The organism is Ruegeria sp. BHSC026 (assembly GCF_059613065.1).
On the sequence record NZ_JBXWRV010000003.1, the window covers coordinates 55,700 to 71,892 of the forward strand.

Annotated in this window: 11 protein-coding genes and 1 tRNA gene; 6 read left to right on the forward strand and 6 right to left on the reverse strand. The window is 64.0% G+C overall.

Annotation, left to right across the window (positions count from 1 at the left end; all coding sequences use genetic code 11):
• Positions 1-14: 14 nt before the first annotated feature.
• Positions 15-3,413, reverse strand: a complete 3,399-nt coding sequence (gene putA, locus AC2FME_RS04730) for a bifunctional proline dehydrogenase/L-glutamate gamma-semialdehyde dehydrogenase PutA (RefSeq protein WP_496799786.1) — start codon at positions 3,411-3,413, stop codon at positions 15-17.
• A gap of 102 nt (positions 3,414-3,515) precedes the next feature.
• On the opposite strand from putA, the gene AC2FME_RS04735 reads away from it, so the two are divergent.
• The gene (locus AC2FME_RS04735; RefSeq protein ID WP_496712236.1) at positions 3,516-4,004 is read left to right on the forward strand and encodes an Lrp/AsnC family transcriptional regulator; all 489 of its coding nucleotides are present in this window, start codon (positions 3,516-3,518) and stop codon (positions 4,002-4,004) included.
• A gap of 30 nt (positions 4,005-4,034) precedes the next feature.
• On the forward strand, positions 4,035-4,601 hold the full coding sequence (locus tag AC2FME_RS04740; protein ID WP_496685795.1) for a tetratricopeptide repeat protein: 567 nt from the start codon (positions 4,035-4,037) through the stop codon (positions 4,599-4,601).
• A 57-nt stretch (positions 4,602-4,658) separates the two neighbouring features.
• Here AC2FME_RS04740 and AC2FME_RS04745 read toward each other — a convergent pair whose 3' ends face one another.
• Positions 4,659-6,548 (reverse strand): PhoX family protein, encoded by a 1,890-nt coding sequence (locus AC2FME_RS04745; RefSeq protein WP_496799787.1) that lies wholly within the window; start codon positions 6,546-6,548, stop codon positions 4,659-4,661.
• A 226-nt stretch (positions 6,549-6,774) separates the two neighbouring features.
• Between AC2FME_RS04745 and AC2FME_RS04750 the strand changes: the two genes are divergently transcribed.
• From AC2FME_RS04750 to AC2FME_RS04765, 4 genes are all read left to right on the forward strand, one after another.
• Positions 6,775-6,848: transfer RNA gene (locus tag AC2FME_RS04750), tRNA-Gly, on the forward strand.
• Between the two features lie 126 nt (positions 6,849-6,974).
• Positions 6,975-8,795 (forward strand): ABC transporter transmembrane domain-containing protein, encoded by a 1,821-nt coding sequence (locus tag AC2FME_RS04755; RefSeq protein ID WP_496799788.1) that lies wholly within the window; start codon positions 6,975-6,977, stop codon positions 8,793-8,795.
• A 157-nt stretch (positions 8,796-8,952) separates the two neighbouring features.
• A complete protein-coding gene (locus AC2FME_RS04760; RefSeq protein ID WP_496683579.1) occupies positions 8,953-10,842 on the forward strand; it encodes an acyl-CoA synthetase in 1,890 nt (629 codons plus the stop codon).
• 12 nt (positions 10,843-10,854) lie between these two features.
• On the forward strand, positions 10,855-11,778 hold the full coding sequence (locus AC2FME_RS04765; RefSeq protein WP_496683577.1) for an alpha/beta hydrolase: 924 nt from the start codon (positions 10,855-10,857) through the stop codon (positions 11,776-11,778).
• Between the two features lie 6 nt (positions 11,779-11,784).
• Here AC2FME_RS04765 and AC2FME_RS04770 read toward each other — a convergent pair whose 3' ends face one another.
• The 4 genes from AC2FME_RS04770 to AC2FME_RS04785 form a co-directional block, all read right to left on the reverse strand.
• Positions 11,785-12,621, reverse strand: coding sequence for an alkaline phosphatase family protein (locus AC2FME_RS04770; protein ID WP_496799926.1), 837 nt, complete (start codon positions 12,619-12,621; stop codon positions 11,785-11,787).
• A gap of 158 nt (positions 12,622-12,779) precedes the next feature.
• Positions 12,780-14,417, reverse strand: coding sequence for an ABC transporter ATP-binding protein (locus AC2FME_RS04775; RefSeq protein ID WP_496799789.1), 1,638 nt, complete (start codon positions 14,415-14,417; stop codon positions 12,780-12,782).
• Positions 14,414-15,229 carry an ABC transporter permease gene (locus AC2FME_RS04780; protein WP_170340710.1) on the reverse strand — a complete coding sequence of 272 codons (816 nt, stop codon included), beginning with the start codon at positions 15,227-15,229 and terminating at the stop codon, positions 14,414-14,416. Before AC2FME_RS04780 ends, AC2FME_RS04775 begins: the two co-directional genes overlap by 4 nt.
• A complete protein-coding gene (locus tag AC2FME_RS04785) occupies positions 15,226-16,182 on the reverse strand; it encodes an ABC transporter permease (RefSeq protein WP_496683567.1) in 957 nt (318 codons plus the stop codon). Before AC2FME_RS04785 ends, AC2FME_RS04780 begins: the two co-directional genes overlap by 4 nt.
• Positions 16,183-16,193: the final 11 nt, after the last annotated feature.

The following is a 16,193-nucleotide window of genomic DNA, read 5'->3' on the forward strand; positions in this document are numbered from 1 at the left end:
AGCGTCAAGTCAGCTTATGCCGCACCGCCCAGAAGTGCGGCGTTTCCTCCGGCGGCCGTGGTATCGACGCAGAGATGGCGCTCGGCCATCACCCGCGACCGGTCGGGCAAGCCGGGGATCAGCGGCAGGATGGGCCCGGTTCTGCGCGACAGATGCAGTTCGATCTGGCGCGCGGTGTCCGCGTCGCCCCACCACAGAACGCCTGCAATTCCCTGCAGGTCTTCCAGCCGGTGTAGGGCCAGCGCCCCCTCGGCCCGGATTGCCGTGCCGCCCAGCCCGAGTATGGCCTCCGCCTGCGCCTTGGCCGCCTCGGGGCCGGGGCCTAGGCACAAGAACGGCGCGCGGGGAAACTCGGTCAGCCGGTTCGATTCACCGGTCGGTCCGGGCATCGAGCGGGTCGTCGGCGCGGCAGGCTGCCCGATCGGTGCGGGCAGGTCGGCCGCGGCGGACCATTCCGCGTCCACGACCTGTCGGTCCGGGGCGCAGAAACGGGCCAGATAGTTCGGGCCACCCGCCTTGGGGCCGGTGCCGGACAGGCCTTCGCCGCCGAAGGGCTGCGAGCCGACGATCGCGCCGATCTGGTTGCGGTTGACATAGATGTTGCCCGCGTGGATCGCCTCGGTGACGTGCTGCACGCGGTCGTCGATGCGGGTGTGCAGGCCGAAGGTCAGGCCGTAGCCGGTGGCATTGATGTCGGCAATCACCTGGTCGATCTCGTGCGACTTGAAGCGGGCGACATGCAGCACGGGGCCGAAGATCTCGCGTTCCAGCGCATTGATGCCGGGGACCTCTATCAGCGTGGGCGCCACGAAGATCCCCTCGGGCGGCAGCGCCAGTTCTTTCAACACACGACCCTCGGCGCGGGCCTTGGCGACGTGGTCGGCGATGCCCTGACGGGCCTGCTCGTCGATCACCGGGCCGCAATCAGTCGAGAGCAGCCACGGATCGCCCACCGACAGGGCGTCCATCGCGCCCTTGAGCATGGTCAGCACGTCATCGGCGATGTCCTCCTGCAGATACAGGCAGCGCAGGGCGGAACAGCGCTGGCCCGCCGACTGAAAGGCGCTTTCGATGATCGACTGCACGGCCTGCTCGGGCAGGGCGGTGCTGTCCACGATCATCGCGTTCAGCCCGCCGGTTTCGGCGATCAGCGGCGTGCCGGGTTTGAGGTTCTGGGCCATGGCCGCGCGGATTTTCAGGGCCGTCGCGGTCGAGCCGGTGAAGGCCACGCCCGAGACGCGCGGGTCCGAGGTCAGCGCGGCGCCCACCGACGGCCCGCCCGGCAAGAGTTGCAGGGAATCGCGCGGCACGCCGGCCTGATGCAGCAGTTGTACGGCCCGGTGGGCGATCAGCGGGGTCTGCGGCGCGGGCTTGGCCAGCACGGCGTTGCCGGTGGCAAGCGCGGCCGCGATTTGGCCGGTGAAGATGGCCAGCGGGAAGTTCCACGGGCTGATGCAGGTGAAGGTGCCCGCAGGCTCGCCCTCGGGGATGTGGGCGGCGTAGTAGCGCAGGAAGTCCACCGCCTCGCGCAGTTCGGCCACCGCGTCGGGCAGCGATTTGCCGGCCTCGCGCGCCAGAAGGGCGAAGATCTCGCCATAGTGCTCCTCGTAGAGGTCTGCTGCGGCGTTGAGGATGCGGCTGCGCTCGGCCGCTGGGGCCTGCCACGGAGCAGCTGCGGCCAGCGCAAGCTCGACATCCGAGGCGCTGGTCGGGGCGACGGTGCCGGGCTGGTCCTGCGGGTGGGCCGGGTTGGTGACCACCTCGTCGGCCTCGGGCGATGCCTCGCCGGCCAGCAGCGGGCGGGCATACCAGTGGTGGGCGCGGAAGGCGTGGCGCGCGGCGTCGATCGCATCCAGCGTCGGCGTGTGGGTCAGGTCGAACCCGCGCGAGTTCGGGCGCTCGGGCAGGAACAGTTCGGGGCCGGTGGGCAGGTGTTTCGCGGGCTCTTGAACCGCCTCGAACGGGTCGGCGGCGACCTCTTCTGGCGGGACGTTCTCGTCAACGATCTGGTTGACGAAAGAGCTGTTGGCGCCGTTTTCCAGAAGGCGCCGCACCAGATAGGCCAGCAGGTCGCGATGCGCCCCGACCGGCGCGTAGATCCGGCAGCGGGTGTTCTGGCGCTCCATCACCAGCCGGTGCAGGGTTTCGCCCATGCCGTGCAGGCGCTGGAACTCGAAGGGCTGGTCCTCGGCCATATGCAGGATCGCGCTGACCGTGTGGGCGTTGTGGGTGGCAAATTGCGGATAGATCCGGTCGGTCATGCCCAGCAGCTTGCGGGCATTGGCGATGTAGGAGATGTCGGTCGCCGCCTTTTGGGTGAAAACCGGGAAGCCATCGACGCCCGCGACCTGCGCGCGCTTGATCTCGGTGTCCCAGTAGGCGCCCTTGACGAGGCGCACCATCAGCTTGCGGTCGTGGCGCTCGGCCATGTCATAGAGCGTGTCCAGCACCAGCCCCGCGCGCGGGCCATAGGCCTGCACCACGATGCCGAACCCGTCCCAGCCCGCAAGCGCCGGTTCGGACATCACCGCCTCGATCACCTGCAGCGACAGCGACAGGCGGTCGGCCTCTTCGGCGTCCACGTTCAGGCCCATGCCGGCGGCCTTGGCCAGCAGGGCAAGGGCCCGCAGGCGCGGCACCAGTTCGTGCATCACGCGCTCTTCCTGGGCTACTTCGTAGCGGGGATGCAGGGCCGACAGCTTGACCGAGATGCCGGGGTTGGCGCGGATGTCGTCATGGGTGCAGGCCTCGGCAATCGCGGCGATGGCGCGGGAATAGGCGAGGTGATAGCGCGCCGCGTCCGCCTCGGTGCGGGCGGCCTCGCCCAGCATGTCGTAGGAATAGGTGTAGCCCTTGGCCTCCATCCCGGCGGCGCGTTTCATGGCGGACTGGATGGTTTCGCCCAGAACGAACTGCCGGCCCATTTCCTTCATCGCGCGCCCGACGGCGGTGCGGATGACCGGCTCGCCCAGCCGCTTGATAGCGCCGCGCAGGGCGCTGACCGGCGAGGCCTTGCCCTCGTCCAGCACCTTGCCCGTCAGCATCAGCGCCCAGGTCGAGGCGTTGACCAGCGACGATGACGAGTGACCGAGATGCTTGCCCCAGTCCGAGGGTGCGATTTTGTCCTCGATCAGCGCGTCGATCGTGTCGGCATCGGGCACGCGCAAGAGCGCCTCGGCCAGGCACATCAGCGCCACGCCTTCTTCGGTCGAAAGGCCGTATTCGGCGAGGAATACCTCCATCAGCCCCGGCGCGGTGCTGGAGCGGATGTCGCGCACCAGTTGCGCAGCCGCCTCGCAGATGGCGGTGCGGTCCGCTTGGGTCAGGGCGGCCTGATCGGTCAGGGATTTCAGCAACGCGGTCTGGTCCGCGTAGGTCATGGAATCGATGGTGTGGCGCAGGCTGTGAGTCATGTGTCCTCCGGTCTTTCACGCAGTATACTTGCGATTTTGCGGGACAACGGACCGAAAATGAAATATCGGGCACCCGATGTCCTGAATTTAGGATCAAATGCCATGCGAAAAGACTTTCCGGGTTTGGACCGGTTCGACCGCGCGATTCTGTCCATCGTGGCCGAGGACGGGCGGATCTCGGTCGCGGATCTGGCCCGTCGGATCGGGCTGTCGAAATCGCCGACACAGGCGCGGCTGAAACGACTCGAGTCCGAGGGGATCATCACCGGCTACCGTGCGATGCTGGACCCGATCCGCCTGGGCCTGGACCATGTGGCCTTTGTCGAGGTGCGCCTGACCGACACGCGGGAAAAGGCGCTGGCCGAGTTCAACGCGGCCGTGCGCAAAGTGCCCGAGATCGAACAGGCGCACATGATCGCGTCGAATTTCGACTATCTGCTGAAGGTGCGGACCGGGTCTATGACGGAATATCGCGCGGTTCTGGCCGAAAAGATCTCCTCGCTGCCGCATGTGGCCAGCACCTCGACCTTCGTGGCGATGGAGGCGGTGAAAGAGACCGGGCTGGCCGATGCCATCGATGGTGTGGGTTGACGAAATCTGGTGGTGCGCCACCATTGGTATATGAGAAACCTTGTGCTTTCCGCAGTGCTGAGCACGGGCGTCGGGATCCCGGCGCTCGCCGAAACATGTCCTCCCGCGCCTGACCACGACGCCCGGCTGGGCGAACTGATCGACCAGATCCGGCAGGCCGAGACCGAGATGGCCGCCCGCGAGATCTCGAACCAGATGTGGGAGTTGTGGGCCGACGCGCCAGACGAGGCCGCGCAGGCGGTTCTGGACAGCGGCATGTCGCTCCGCAGTGCCTGGGACCTGCTGGGCGCATTGCAGGATTTCGACCGGCTCATCGCCTATTGTCCAAACTATGCCGAAGGGTACAACCAGCGCGCCTTCGTCAATTTTCTGCGTCAGGACTTCGAGGCGGCCCTGACTGATCTGGACCGCGCACTGGCGCTGTCGCCCAACCACATTGCGGCGATCAGCGGGCGCGCGCTGACCTTGATGGGCCTGCACCGAATCGACGAAGCGCGCGAGGAACTGGCTCGGGCGCTGGCCCTGAACCCGTGGTTGCCCGAACGTCACCTGGCCGCCAAGGGCGGGCCGCTGGCCCCTCTGGGGCAGGATCTTTGAACCCAATGATGGCCACCGCCGGCACAGGCCGGAGGTGGCGTTGAACCTGAGGCCGGATCAGGCCAGAACCTCGTTGTCAGTGCGCTTGATCGCGATGATCGCAGAACGCGGCGTGCCTCCGTCGGGCCAGTTCTTTCCGGGATGCTGGATGCCCACAAACATCGTGCGCCGATCCGCCGACCAGGTCAGGCCGGTGACCTCGCAGCCGTTCGGGCCGGTCATGAACCGCGCGATCTCGCCGGTGACCGGATCGCCGACCAGCATCTGGTTGTTGCCGTGCCCGGCAAAGTCGCCTTCGTTGTCGTCATTGCCGTCGGTCTGGATCCAGACCATCCCGGTGCTGTCGATCATCATGCCATCGGGCGAGTTGAACAGGTTGCCCTCGTTGATGTTTTCGGACCCGGCATAGGCATCGGAATGCACCGTCGGGTTGCCCGCCATGACGTACAGATCCCAGTCAAAGCCATCGGCGGCGTGGTCGTCATCCGCCGGGCGCCAGCGGACGATCTGGCCGTAATTGTTGGCCTCGCGCGGGTTGGGACCGTTGACCGAGGTGTCGTCGCCACCCGCATTCGGCTTGACGCCGCGGTTCTTGTTGTTGGTCAGGCAGCAATAGGCCTCGGACGCGACCGGGCTGGTGGCCACCCATTCGGGCCGATCCATGGTGGTGCCGCCCGCCTTCGAGGCCGCCATGCGGCTGAAGATCAGGATCTCGGCCTGCTCCATTCCGGTGGTCTCGGGCGTCAGCGGAACCCATTGCCCGGTCATGTCGTCATTGAACCTGGCCACATAGAGCGTCCCGTCATCCAGCAGCCCTTCGGTTTCGCCGCCGGGTGTGTATATGCCGTTCGAGACATAGCGGTACAGGTATTCGCCGCGTTCGTCATCGCCCATATAGACCACCACGCGGCCATCCCGGGCCAACTCGACAGCGGCGTTTTCGTGCTTGAAACGCCCCAGACCTGTGCGCTTGACCGGCGTGCTTTCGGGGTCGGTCGGGTCGATCTCGACCACCCAACCGGCGCGGTGCGGCTCGTTGGGGTTCTTCGAGGTGTCAAAGCGCGGATCGAACAACTCGTAGCCGTTCCAGCTCTGGGCCTTGATGCCATAGCGTTGGTAGCCGTCGGCGACTTTGGGGTCGTAGCTGGCAGTCTCGTCGCTCGAGCCGAAATAGCCGTTGAAGTTTTCCTCGCAGGTCAGATAGGTGCCCCAAGGCGTCTTGCCCGCGCCGCAGTTGTTCAGGGTGCCCAGCGACTGGGTGCCGGTCGGGTCGGCCTCGGTCTTCATCAGGTCGTGCCCGGCGGCGGGGCCTGCGATCTTCATGGGCGTGTTGTGATGGATGCGGCGGTTGAACGGGCTGTCCTTAACGACGGTCCAGCCATCGGCGCCTTCGGCGATCTCCATCACGGTCACGCCTTGGATGTTCTGCAGCTTGCGCACGTCATCGGCGCTGGCGGGTTTGCCGTCCTGAGCGGCGGGCAAGTTGATCTTGCGGTTGGGGTATTCGTGGTTCACCGCGATCAGTTGGCGGCCACGATACGAAAATGCCTCCATCCCGTCGGTATTCTCGCCGAAAATACGATCAGATTTTTCGACCGGGCCGCCATCGGTGACGTCATAGCCGTCGGCGTCCGAGAACAGCGGATCGCCCCAGCGGATCAGAACCTTCCAATCGTAGCCCTCGGGCACATGCACCGTCCCGTCGGTCTGGGCCGGGATTGGTGTGAAGGCAAACCGTGACGCGGCCTGGGCCTGTGCCGAGGTCGACCCCAGCAGGCCGGTGCCCATTGCGGCGGCCCCGGAGCCGAAGGCAAGAACGCCGCTCAGAAACCCCCGGCGCGACAGCGCGCTGTCCACGACACGGTCAAAATCGTTCTCGGCGGGGCGGGGGAAATGCAGCTCGTCCCAATCGTCGGCGGACAGGGTGGTGGGATCAACGTCTTTCATGGGGTAGTTCCTCGCTGTCGGAATGGATTCGTGAAACGGATTTAGGCACTGAGTATGACAAACACTTGAAGGCTGGGCAGGGCGAGCGGACGATACGGCAATCTGACGGCACATTGAGGCCGAGGCTGCGGCACGAACACAGGCAAAACCGCACGGAAAAGCACGCGAACCACCGATTTCGATGCTTGACGACCGCCCGGGCATGGACTACTCAGCCCAGCACCAAGCGGGTATAGCTTAATGGTAAAGCCCCTGCCTTCCAAGCAGGTTATGTCGGTTCGATTCCGTCTACCCGCTCCAGTCTTCCCGGAGATGCTTGCGTCAAATAGCCCTTGCCAAGGGCTTATGTGCCACGGACAGCTTGACCCGACCGGCCTGTGCCGCCAAGAAGCCCCATCAACAGCTGATCGCGAACAAGGGCCAGGCATGGCAAGAGCACAACCCGCCAACCAAGCAACCAAACGGGCACACGGTTCGCATGACGAACGCCCCGGATCGCGGAAACTGGGCGTTCTGGCCTCGCTCTGGCCGTTCATGCGGCCTTATCGGCTGTTGATGATCGGGGCGACGCTGGCGCTGGTTCTGACTGCCAGCATGACGCTGACGCTGCCGTTGGCGGTGCGACGGGTGGTCGACAATTTCCGTATCGAAGATGGCGAGTTGCTGGATTGGTACTTTCTGGCGGCGCTGGGTATTGCCGCGATGCTGGCCGTGGGCACAGGGGTCCGCTATGCGCTGGTTACGCGGCTGGGCGAGCGGGTCGTGGCCGACATCCGCAAGGCCGTGTTCGACCGCGTGATCGGGATGAGCCCGGCCTTCTATGAACGCATCATGACGGGCGAGGTGCTCAGCCGGATCACCACCGACACGACGCTGATCCAGTCAGTTCTGGGCTCGTCGGTCTCGATCGCGCTGCGCAACATGCTGCTGTTCTTCGGCGGTTTGGTTCTGATGCTGCTGACCTCGGCCAAGCTGACCGGGCTGGTGCTGTTGCTGATCCCGGTGGTGGTGGTGCCGATCCTGGTGCTCGGTCGGCGCCTTCGGGCCATCAGCCGCGAGAACCAGGACTGGATCGCGGCCAGTTCCGGTAACGCGGGCGAGGCGCTGGGCGCGGTGCAGACCGTGCAGGCCTTTACCCACGAGGATGCCAGCCGCAAGCAATTCGCCGACCTGACCGAGACCGCCTATCAGGCGTCCCTGCGCCGCATCCAGACGCGCGCGGTTCTTACGGTGATCGTGATCTTCCTTGTGTTCTCGGGGATCGTCGGCGTGTTGTGGATGGGCGCGAACGATGTGCGCAACGGCGTGATGACCGAAGGCGTTCTGATTCAGTTCGTGATCTATTCGATCATCATGGCCGGGTCCGTGGCCGCCCTATCCGAAATCTGGAGCGAGCTGCAACGCGCCGCAGGCGCAACCGAACGGCTGGTCGAGTTGCTGAACGCCGAGGGTACGGTCAACGACCCGGCGCAACCCAAGGCGCTGCCGCAGCCGGTCAAGGGGCAGATCTCTTTCGACAAGGTGAACTTCCGCTATCCGGCCCGTCCCGACGTTCTGGCTCTGGACGACCTTTCGCTGACGGTGAACCCGGGCGAGACCGTGGCTTTCGTCGGCCCCTCGGGCGCGGGCAAGACGACCGTGATCCAGTTGATCCAGCGATTTTATGACCCCGAGGCCGGTCAGGTCAGCCTGGACGGGATCGACTTGCGCGACATGCGCCGGGCAGATTTCCGGCAGTACATGGCCTTGGTGCCGCAGGACCCAGTGATCTTTGCGGCCTCGGCGCGCGAGAACATCCGCTTCGGACGGCTGGACGCCTCGGATGACGAGGTCGAGGCCGCCGCCCGTGCCGCCGCGGCGCATGACTTCATCTCGGCCCTTCCCGAAGGCTATGACAGTTTCGTCGGCGAACGCGGCGTGATGCTGTCGGGCGGGCAGAAACAGCGCATCGCCATCGCGCGGGCGATTTTACGCGACGCTCCGGTTCTGCTGCTGGACGAGGCGACATCGGCGCTGGATGCCGAGAGCGAGCGCGCAGTTCAGGCCGCCGTCGACCAAATGCGCGCCGGGCGCACTACCCTGATCGTGGCGCACCGTCTGGCCACCGTGAAAAAGGCCGATCGCATCGTGGTGATGGAGAACGGCCGGATCGTGGCGCAGGGCACCCATGACGACCTGGTGGCACAAGGTGGGCTCTATGCGCGTCTGGCGCGCCTCCAGTTCACCGATGGCGTGGCCGCCGAGTGAAGTGACGCGCGGGCAATTCCCGAACCGCCGTAGCGTCATTCTACATTTTCCCCTTGCCCGCGGGTAAGCCCTCGCTTGCGCAGGGCACTGTTTGCTTTCATCTTGAAAGCGATGGACAGCCTGCGAAAAACGCAGGGCAGAAATGGGGAGGAACCACATGGCCTTTGTGGGCAAGGAAGACAAAATCAGGATCGAGCAGGAAATGCCGTGGGAGGCCCGCGACGTACCCGTATCGTTCCATCAGCTGCTCTCGCGGACTGCCGCCAAGTTCCCGGATCGCAACGCGATCAGTTTCCAGATCCTGTCCGGCCCCAAGGACAAGGCCGAAACCCTGACATGGTCGAAACTGCTGGCCAAGACGAACCAGGCAGCCAATCTGTTCCGTTCTTTGGGGGTCAAGGAAAACGACGTGGTGGCCTATGTGCTGCCTAACTGCAACGAGACGTTGATCACTATGATGGGCGGCGCGGTGGCCGGGATCGTGAACCCAATCAACCCGCTGCTGGAGCCCGAGCAGATCGCGTCGATCCTGCGTGAGACCAAGGCCAAGGTCGTGGTCACGCTGAAGCCTTTCCCAAAGACGGATGTGGCGCAGAAGGTCGCCGAGGCCGTGCGCCACGCGCCGGGTGTCAACACCGTGCTGGAGATCGATCTGAACCGGTACCTGACGCCGCCGAAATCGTGGATTGTGCCGTTGGTCCGGCCCAAGATGGAGGACAAAGAGCATCTGGCCCACGCCGACTACCTGGATTTCAACAAGGAACTGGCCAAGCAACCCACCACGCTGACCTTCGAGGACAGCAAAGAGGACCGGGTCGCCTGCTATTTCCACACCGGCGGCACCACGGGAATGCCGAAGGTCGCGCAGCACAAATATTCCGGCATGATCTACAATGGGTGGCTGGGCCACACGCTGCTGTTCTCGGAAGAGGACGTGATCATGTGCCCGCTGCCGATGTTCCACGTCTTTGCCTGCCATGTGATCGTGATGGCGGCGGTGTCGTCGGGCGCCCATGTGGTGTTCCCGACCCCCGCCGGGTATCGCGGCGACGGTGTGTTCGACAACTTCTGGAAATTGATCGAGCGCTGGAAGGTTTCGTTCATCATCACCGTGCCCACGGCGATCTCGGCCAAGATGCAGCGCCCGGTGGATGCAGACATCTCGACCGTCAAGACGGCCTTCTCGGGGTCGGCCCCGCTGCCGGTCGAGCTGTTCCGCCGGTTCGAGAAAGCGACCGGTGTGACCATCGTCGAAGGCTATGGCCTGACCGAGGCCACCTGCCTGGTGTCCTGCAACCCGGTGGATGGCGAGAAGAAGATCGGCTCGATCGGGATCCCGTTCCCGTACACTGACGTCAAGATCCTGCGCGACGGCCCCGACGGACCCAAGGAATGCGCGGTGGACGAAGTGGGCGAGATCTGCGTGTCGAACCCGGGCGTCTATGCCGGGAACACCTATACAGAGGAAGACAAGAACGTCGATCTGTACTACTTCGACAAATACCTGCGCACCGGCGACTTGGGTCGGTTCGATGCGGACGGGTATCTGTGGATCACCGGCCGCGCCAAGGATCTGATCATTCGCGGCGGTCACAACATCGACCCGGCCGAGATTGAAGAGGCCTTGCTGGGCCATGACGCGGTGGCCTTCGCCGGCGCCATCGGTCAGCCCGACGCTCATGCGGGCGAAGTCCCCTGTTCCTTTGTCGAACTGGTCGAAGGCGCAAGCGTGACCGAGGAAGAACTGCTGGAATACTGCAAGATCCACGTGCATGAACGCGCCGCGCATCCCAAGCACATGACCATCCTGCCCGAACTGCCGAAGACTGCGGTGGGCAAGGTCTTCAAGCCTGAACTGCGCAAACAGGCGATCACGCGGGTCTACAATCAGGCGTTGGAAACCGCCGGCGTTCCGGCGCGGGTCGTGTCGGTCATCGACGACAAAAAGCGGGGCCTTGTCGCGCAGCTTGACGTGAACGGTGCATCCGAGGACGATGTGAACCAGGTGCTGGGCAACTTCACCCGGCCATGGGAGTGGGCCGACTGATCCGGAGGGGCAATGGACTATGAACGTCTGATCGACGAGGAGACCTGGGCGTTCATCCGGCGCACCGCCGAAAGCTATCCCGAAGACGCGGTGGAGCGGTCCATCGAGGACCAGCGCCGCGTCTACGACGACATGTGCCGCGCGTTTCGGCAGCCGCGTCCACCGGGTGTCGAAACACGGGACAGTTCGGCCGATGGGGTTGGGGTGCGCGTCTATTTCTGCGGCGATCCAACCCGAACCGTCGTCTACATGCATGGCGGCGGGTTCGTCGTGGGCGGGCTGGACAGCCACGATGACGTCTGCGCCGAACTGTGCGCCCAAACCGGCTATCGGGTGGTGGCGGTCGACTACCGGCTGTGTCCTGAACATATTCATCCGGCGCAGTTCGAGGATTGCTGGACCGCGGCGAACTGGGTGCAATCCGAATTCGGCGACCCGCTGGTTCTGGCCGGGGACAGCGCGGGCGGAAACCTGGCCGCAGCCGTCGCCCATCATGCGCGCGGGCGGATTGGGAACATCTTGGGGCAGGTTCTGATCTATCCCGGTTTGGGTGGCGACCCGAACCAGGGATCGTATATCGAACACGCCCACGCGCCGATGCTGACGCGCGACGAGGTTCTGTTCTATGAAAAAGTCCGGTGTGGCGGCGCCGTCCCGGAACATGACCCCAAATTCGCCCCACTGCACGATACCGACTTTTCCGGGCTGCCGCCGACGGTGGTGGTAACCGCCGACTGTGACCCGCTACGCGATGACGGTGCCGCGTACTGCGCCAAAATCACCGCCGCCGGTGGGCAGGCGCATTGGATCAACGAAGCCGGCCTCGTGCATGGCTACCTGCGCGCCCGCCATTCGGTGACCCGCGCCGCCGACAGCTTCGAACGGATCTCGATCGCGGTCGAGGCGTTGGGGCAGGGGTTGTGGAACTACGACTGACGGCGCTCAGCGCAGGAATGGCTTGGCCTTCATCGTCTCGGCCACCGGAGCGCCCATGCGGGTCAGAACCGTGGGCGCCAACTGCAACTGGTCAATGACCGTTTCCGCATCGGGGCCTTCGGCATCGCCGAAGTAGTACAGCGCCGTTTCCTGCTGTAGGGGGCTGCGCCCGCCGTGGTGGCCGCGCTCGTCCTGACCGTGATCGGCGGTCACGATCACCTCGTATCCCAACTGCCGCCAGCGAGGGATGAATGGGGCCAGCATTTCGTCTATGACAAAGCAGGCGTGATCCATCTCTTCACAGTCGTGGTAGAACCGGTGGCCCATGCTGTCGAGCGTACAGGTATGGAGAATGCCGTAATCCAGCCCGAACCGCAGGCACAGGTTGGTCAGGGTCGCAAACAGGTCGACATCGGACGGCGTCATCTGGTTGGCTTTGCCATAGCCCGTCATCGAGTGGAAGCGGCCGTGGTTGATGGTGGGGCTGTCCGGTTCGTCATATTCGATGTCGCGCACATAGTCGAAAGGGTGGCGGTTGAAGAATTGCGACCAGAAGCTGTGGGTAACGGCCCCGGTCACGCCGCCGGCCTCGCGCACCTGGCTGAAGATGTCTTTGTGGTCCAGCCGGAACACGTTGCCGTTTCCGGTGCAGCCGTGTTCCTGCGGTGTCACGCCGGTGTGGATCGAGGCATAGCAGCTGGCCGAAATCGACGGCAGCACCGAACGCAGCTTCCAAACCCGCGCCTCGCCGCTGTCGACCCAGCCCTCGAGGTTGCCGAATAGCCGGCGGAAATTGCGCCAGGGAACCCCGTCGAGAATGATGAGCAGAAGCTTGCGGTCCATCGCATTGCCCTCGTATTGGATCACTTATTTGGCCCACCCTAGGAGATTCGGTCAGCCAAGGCTGCCTGTTCCCGCCTGGAATGAGAAAATCCCGACACTTCGATAGAAACAAAGTGTCGGGATTTCAGAGTGTTTTGTCGGCTTGCACAGCCATCGGCTCAGTTGCCGGCGCTCTCCATCTTGCGGTGGGCCACGACCTCTTCCAGCCAGCCCAGATGCATTTCCGGCACCGAGCTGAGCAACAGATCGGTGTAATCGTCGAACGGCGGGCTCAGCACCTGTGATTTGGGTCCATAGCGCACCACGCGCCCCTGATACATCACGGCGATGCCGTCGCTGATCGCGCGTACCGTCGCCAGATCATGGGTGATGAACAGATAGGCCACGTCCTCGATCTTCTGCAGGTCCAGCAACAGCTTGAGGATGCCGTCCGCCACCAGTGGATCCAGCGCCGATGTGACCTCGTCACAGATGATCATCTTGGGCTTGGCCGCCAGCGCGCGGGCAATGCACACACGCTGCTTCTGACCTCCTGACAGCTCCGCCGGATAGCGATCGATGAAACCTTCGCCCAGTTCGATCTCGTCCAACAGTTCGATGATGCGCTTATGCTTCTCGGCGCCGCGCATGTTGAAGTAGAACTCGAGCGGCCGGCCGATAATGGTACCCACCGTCTGGCGCGGGTTCATCGCAACATCGGCCATCTGGTAAATCATCTGCAACTCGCGCAGGTCCTCGCGCGAGCGTCCGGCCAGATCGGGGCTGAGCTTGCGCCCGGCAAAGGTGATCTCGCCGTCGCGCGGGGGCAGCAGGCCGGTGATCACCCGGGCCAGCGTGGATTTCCCAGACCCCGATTCCCCCACGACCGCCAGCGTCTGCCCCGGATGAAGCTCGACATTGACGTTGTGCAGCACGTCGAAGTTCAGCCCCTTGTAGCGGGCCGTAATGCCATCGACCTGCAACACGGGTTCGGGCGTGGGCTGTTTTTCCTCGTGTTCGATCGAACGGACCGAGACCAACGCCTTGGTGTATTCTTCCTGCGGGTTGTTGATGATCTGGTCGGTGGTGCCGTATTCGACCGTGTCGCCCATGCGCAGCACCATGATGTCATCGCTGACCTGCGCCACGACCGCCAGATCGTGGGTGATGTACAGCGCGGCCACACCCGTGTCGCGGATCGCATCCTTGATCGCCATCAGAACATCGATCTGCGTGGTCACGTCGAGCGCGGTTGTGGGTTCGTCGAACACCACCAGATCCGGCTCGGGGCACAGCGCCAGCGCCGTCATGCAACGCTGCAACTGCCCACCAGAGACCTGGTGCGGATAGCGGTTGCCGATGTTGTCCGGGTCGGGAAGGCCCAGCTTGGCGAACAGCTCACGCGCGCGGGCTTCGGCCTCTTTGCGGCCGAACTTCTTCTGCTCGACCGCAGCTTCGACCACCTGATCCATGATCTTCTTGGCCGGGTTGAAGGACGCTGCCGCCGATTGCGACACATAGGTCACCTCGCCGCCGCGTAGTTTGCGGATATCCGAGAGCGACGTCTTGAGGATGTCGCGTCCGTTCACCCAGACCTCACCGCCGGTGATTTTCACGCCGCCCCGGCCATAGGCCATCGAGGCCAATCCGATGGTCGACTTCCCCGCACCGGATTCCCCGATCAGCCCCAGCACCTTGCCGCGCTCGAGGTCAAAGCTGACCCCGTGCACGATTTCGATGTCGCGGGGCTTTTCGCCCGGCGGATAGACGGTTGCGCCAATCTTGAGGTCACGGACCTTGAGAAGGGTATCGCTCATCCCCGGCCTCCTTTCAGCGATGTGGTGCGGTTCAGGATCCAGTCGGCCACCAGGTTGACCGAGATGGCCAGCGTTGCGATGGCCACCGCCGGGTACAGCGCCGCGCCAATGCCATAGACGATGCCGTCCTTGTTTTCTTTCACGATGCCGCCCCAATCGGCCAGCGGTGGCTGAACGCCCAGGCCCAGGAACGACAGTGTCGAGACGAACAGCACCATGAAGATGAAGCGCAGGCCCAGTTCGGCCACCAGCGGTGACAGCGCGTTGGGCAGGATCTCGCGGAAGATGATCCAGCCGCGGCCCTCTCCGCGCAGCTTGGCGGCCTCGACATAGTCCATGACCTCGATGTCAACGGCCACGGCCCGGGCCAGACGATAGACGCGGGTGGCGTCCAGCAGGCCCATGACCACGATCAGAACCGGGATGGTGACCGGGACCATGGCCAGAACCACCAGCGCGGTGATTAGCGACGGGATCGACATGATCAGGTCCACGGTCCGCGACATCACCTGATCAGCCCAGCCCCCCAGTACGGCGGCCAGAAATCCCAGGATCGAACCGGTGACGAAGCTGAGGATGGTGGCGGCGGTAGCGATGAAGATCGTGGTGCGCCCGCCATAGATCATGCGGCTGAGAAGGTCGCGGCCGATATTGTCGGTGCCCAGCCAGAATTCCGAACTCGAGGGTTCCCATACGTCGCCCACAACCTCGGCCATGCCGTAGGGCGCCAGGAAGGGTGCAAAGACGGCGATAATGAAATACAGGGCGGTGAAGGCCAGCCCGATCATTGCAGAGATTGGGATGTTCTTCATTTCGGGTGCCTCAGCCTTGGGTTGGCCAGGATCGCGACGATGTCGGCAACCATGTTTAGCCCGATATAGATTGCGGCAAAGATGACCCCGCAGGCCAGAACCACCGGCACGTCGCGCTTGGTCACATGGTCCACAAGGTACTGCCCCATGCCGGGATAGACGAACACCACCTCGACGACGACCACACCCACGACCAGATAGGCCAGGTTCAGCATCACCACGTTCACGATGGGGGCGATGGCGTTCGGGAAGGCATGGCGCCAGATGACCTTGAAGTTGCTCAGGCCCTTCAGTTCGGCCGTTTCGACATAGGCCGACTGCATCACGTTCAGGATCGCGGCGCGGGTCATGCGCATCATGTGTGCCAGAACCACCATGGTCAGCACGATGACGGGCAGCGCGATCGAGTTCAGTTTCTGCCAAAAGGACATGCTGTCATTGATCATCGCCAGCGGCGAGAACATGCCCAGTTTGACTGCCACGAAATAGACCAAGACATAGCCGATCAGGAACTCGGGGATCGAGATCGTCGTCAGGGTGACGGCCGAGATCAGCTTGTCGGGCCAGCGGTTGCGATAGCGGACCGCGACGAGGCCAAGGAAAATTGCAAGGGGCACCGAGACGATGGCCGCCCAGAAGGCAAGAAACAACGTATTGCCCAATCGGTTGCTGACCGACTCGGCGATGTCCAGCTTGTTGGTCAGGGACGTGCCCATGTCACCTTGGACAATTCCGCCAAGCCATTCGAAATACCGGGTCAAGGCGGGACGGTTCAGCCCCATCTCCTCACGCAGGTTGGCAAGGGATTCAGGGGTGGCGGACTGCCCCAGGACGGCTTGCGCGGCGTCTCCGGGTAGGGCCTCGGTCAACCCGAAAATCAGGGCCGAAGCGCCAAACAGCAAGAGGAATCCCAGCGCCAGGCGCTGGGAAACCAGTTTGATGATAGGATGCATACCTGTCGATC

Bases quoted from the DNA above. Each gene is read 5' to 3' on its own strand.
- AC2FME_RS04755 (WP_496799788.1), top strand. From the start codon at position 6,975: ATGGCAAGAGCACAACCCGCCAACCAAGCAACCAAACGGGCACACGGT.
- AC2FME_RS04760 (WP_496683579.1), top strand. From the start codon at position 8,953: ATGGCCTTTGTGGGCAAGGAAGACAAAATCAGGATCGAGCAGGAAATG.
- AC2FME_RS04785 (WP_496683567.1), bottom strand. From the start codon at position 16,182: ATGCATCCTATCATCAAACTGGTTTCCCAGCGCCTGGCGCTGGGATTC.
- AC2FME_RS04740 (WP_496685795.1), top strand. From the start codon at position 4,035: ATGAGAAACCTTGTGCTTTCCGCAGTGCTGAGCACGGGCGTCGGGATC.
- AC2FME_RS04735 (WP_496712236.1), top strand. From the start codon at position 3,516: ATGCGAAAAGACTTTCCGGGTTTGGACCGGTTCGACCGCGCGATTCTG.
- AC2FME_RS04745 (WP_496799787.1), bottom strand. From the start codon at position 6,548: ATGAAAGACGTTGATCCCACCACCCTGTCCGCCGACGATTGGGACGAG.
- AC2FME_RS04770 (WP_496799926.1), bottom strand. From the start codon at position 12,621: ATGGACCGCAAGCTTCTGCTCATCATTCTCGACGGGGTTCCCTGGCGC.
- AC2FME_RS04775 (WP_496799789.1), bottom strand. From the start codon at position 14,417: ATGAGCGATACCCTTCTCAAGGTCCGTGACCTCAAGATTGGCGCAACC.
- AC2FME_RS04780 (WP_170340710.1), bottom strand. From the start codon at position 15,229: ATGAAGAACATCCCAATCTCTGCAATGATCGGGCTGGCCTTCACCGCC.
- putA (WP_496799786.1), bottom strand. From the start codon at position 3,413: ATGACTCACAGCCTGCGCCACACCATCGATTCCATGACCTACGCGGAC.
- AC2FME_RS04765 (WP_496683577.1), top strand. From the start codon at position 10,855: ATGGACTATGAACGTCTGATCGACGAGGAGACCTGGGCGTTCATCCGG.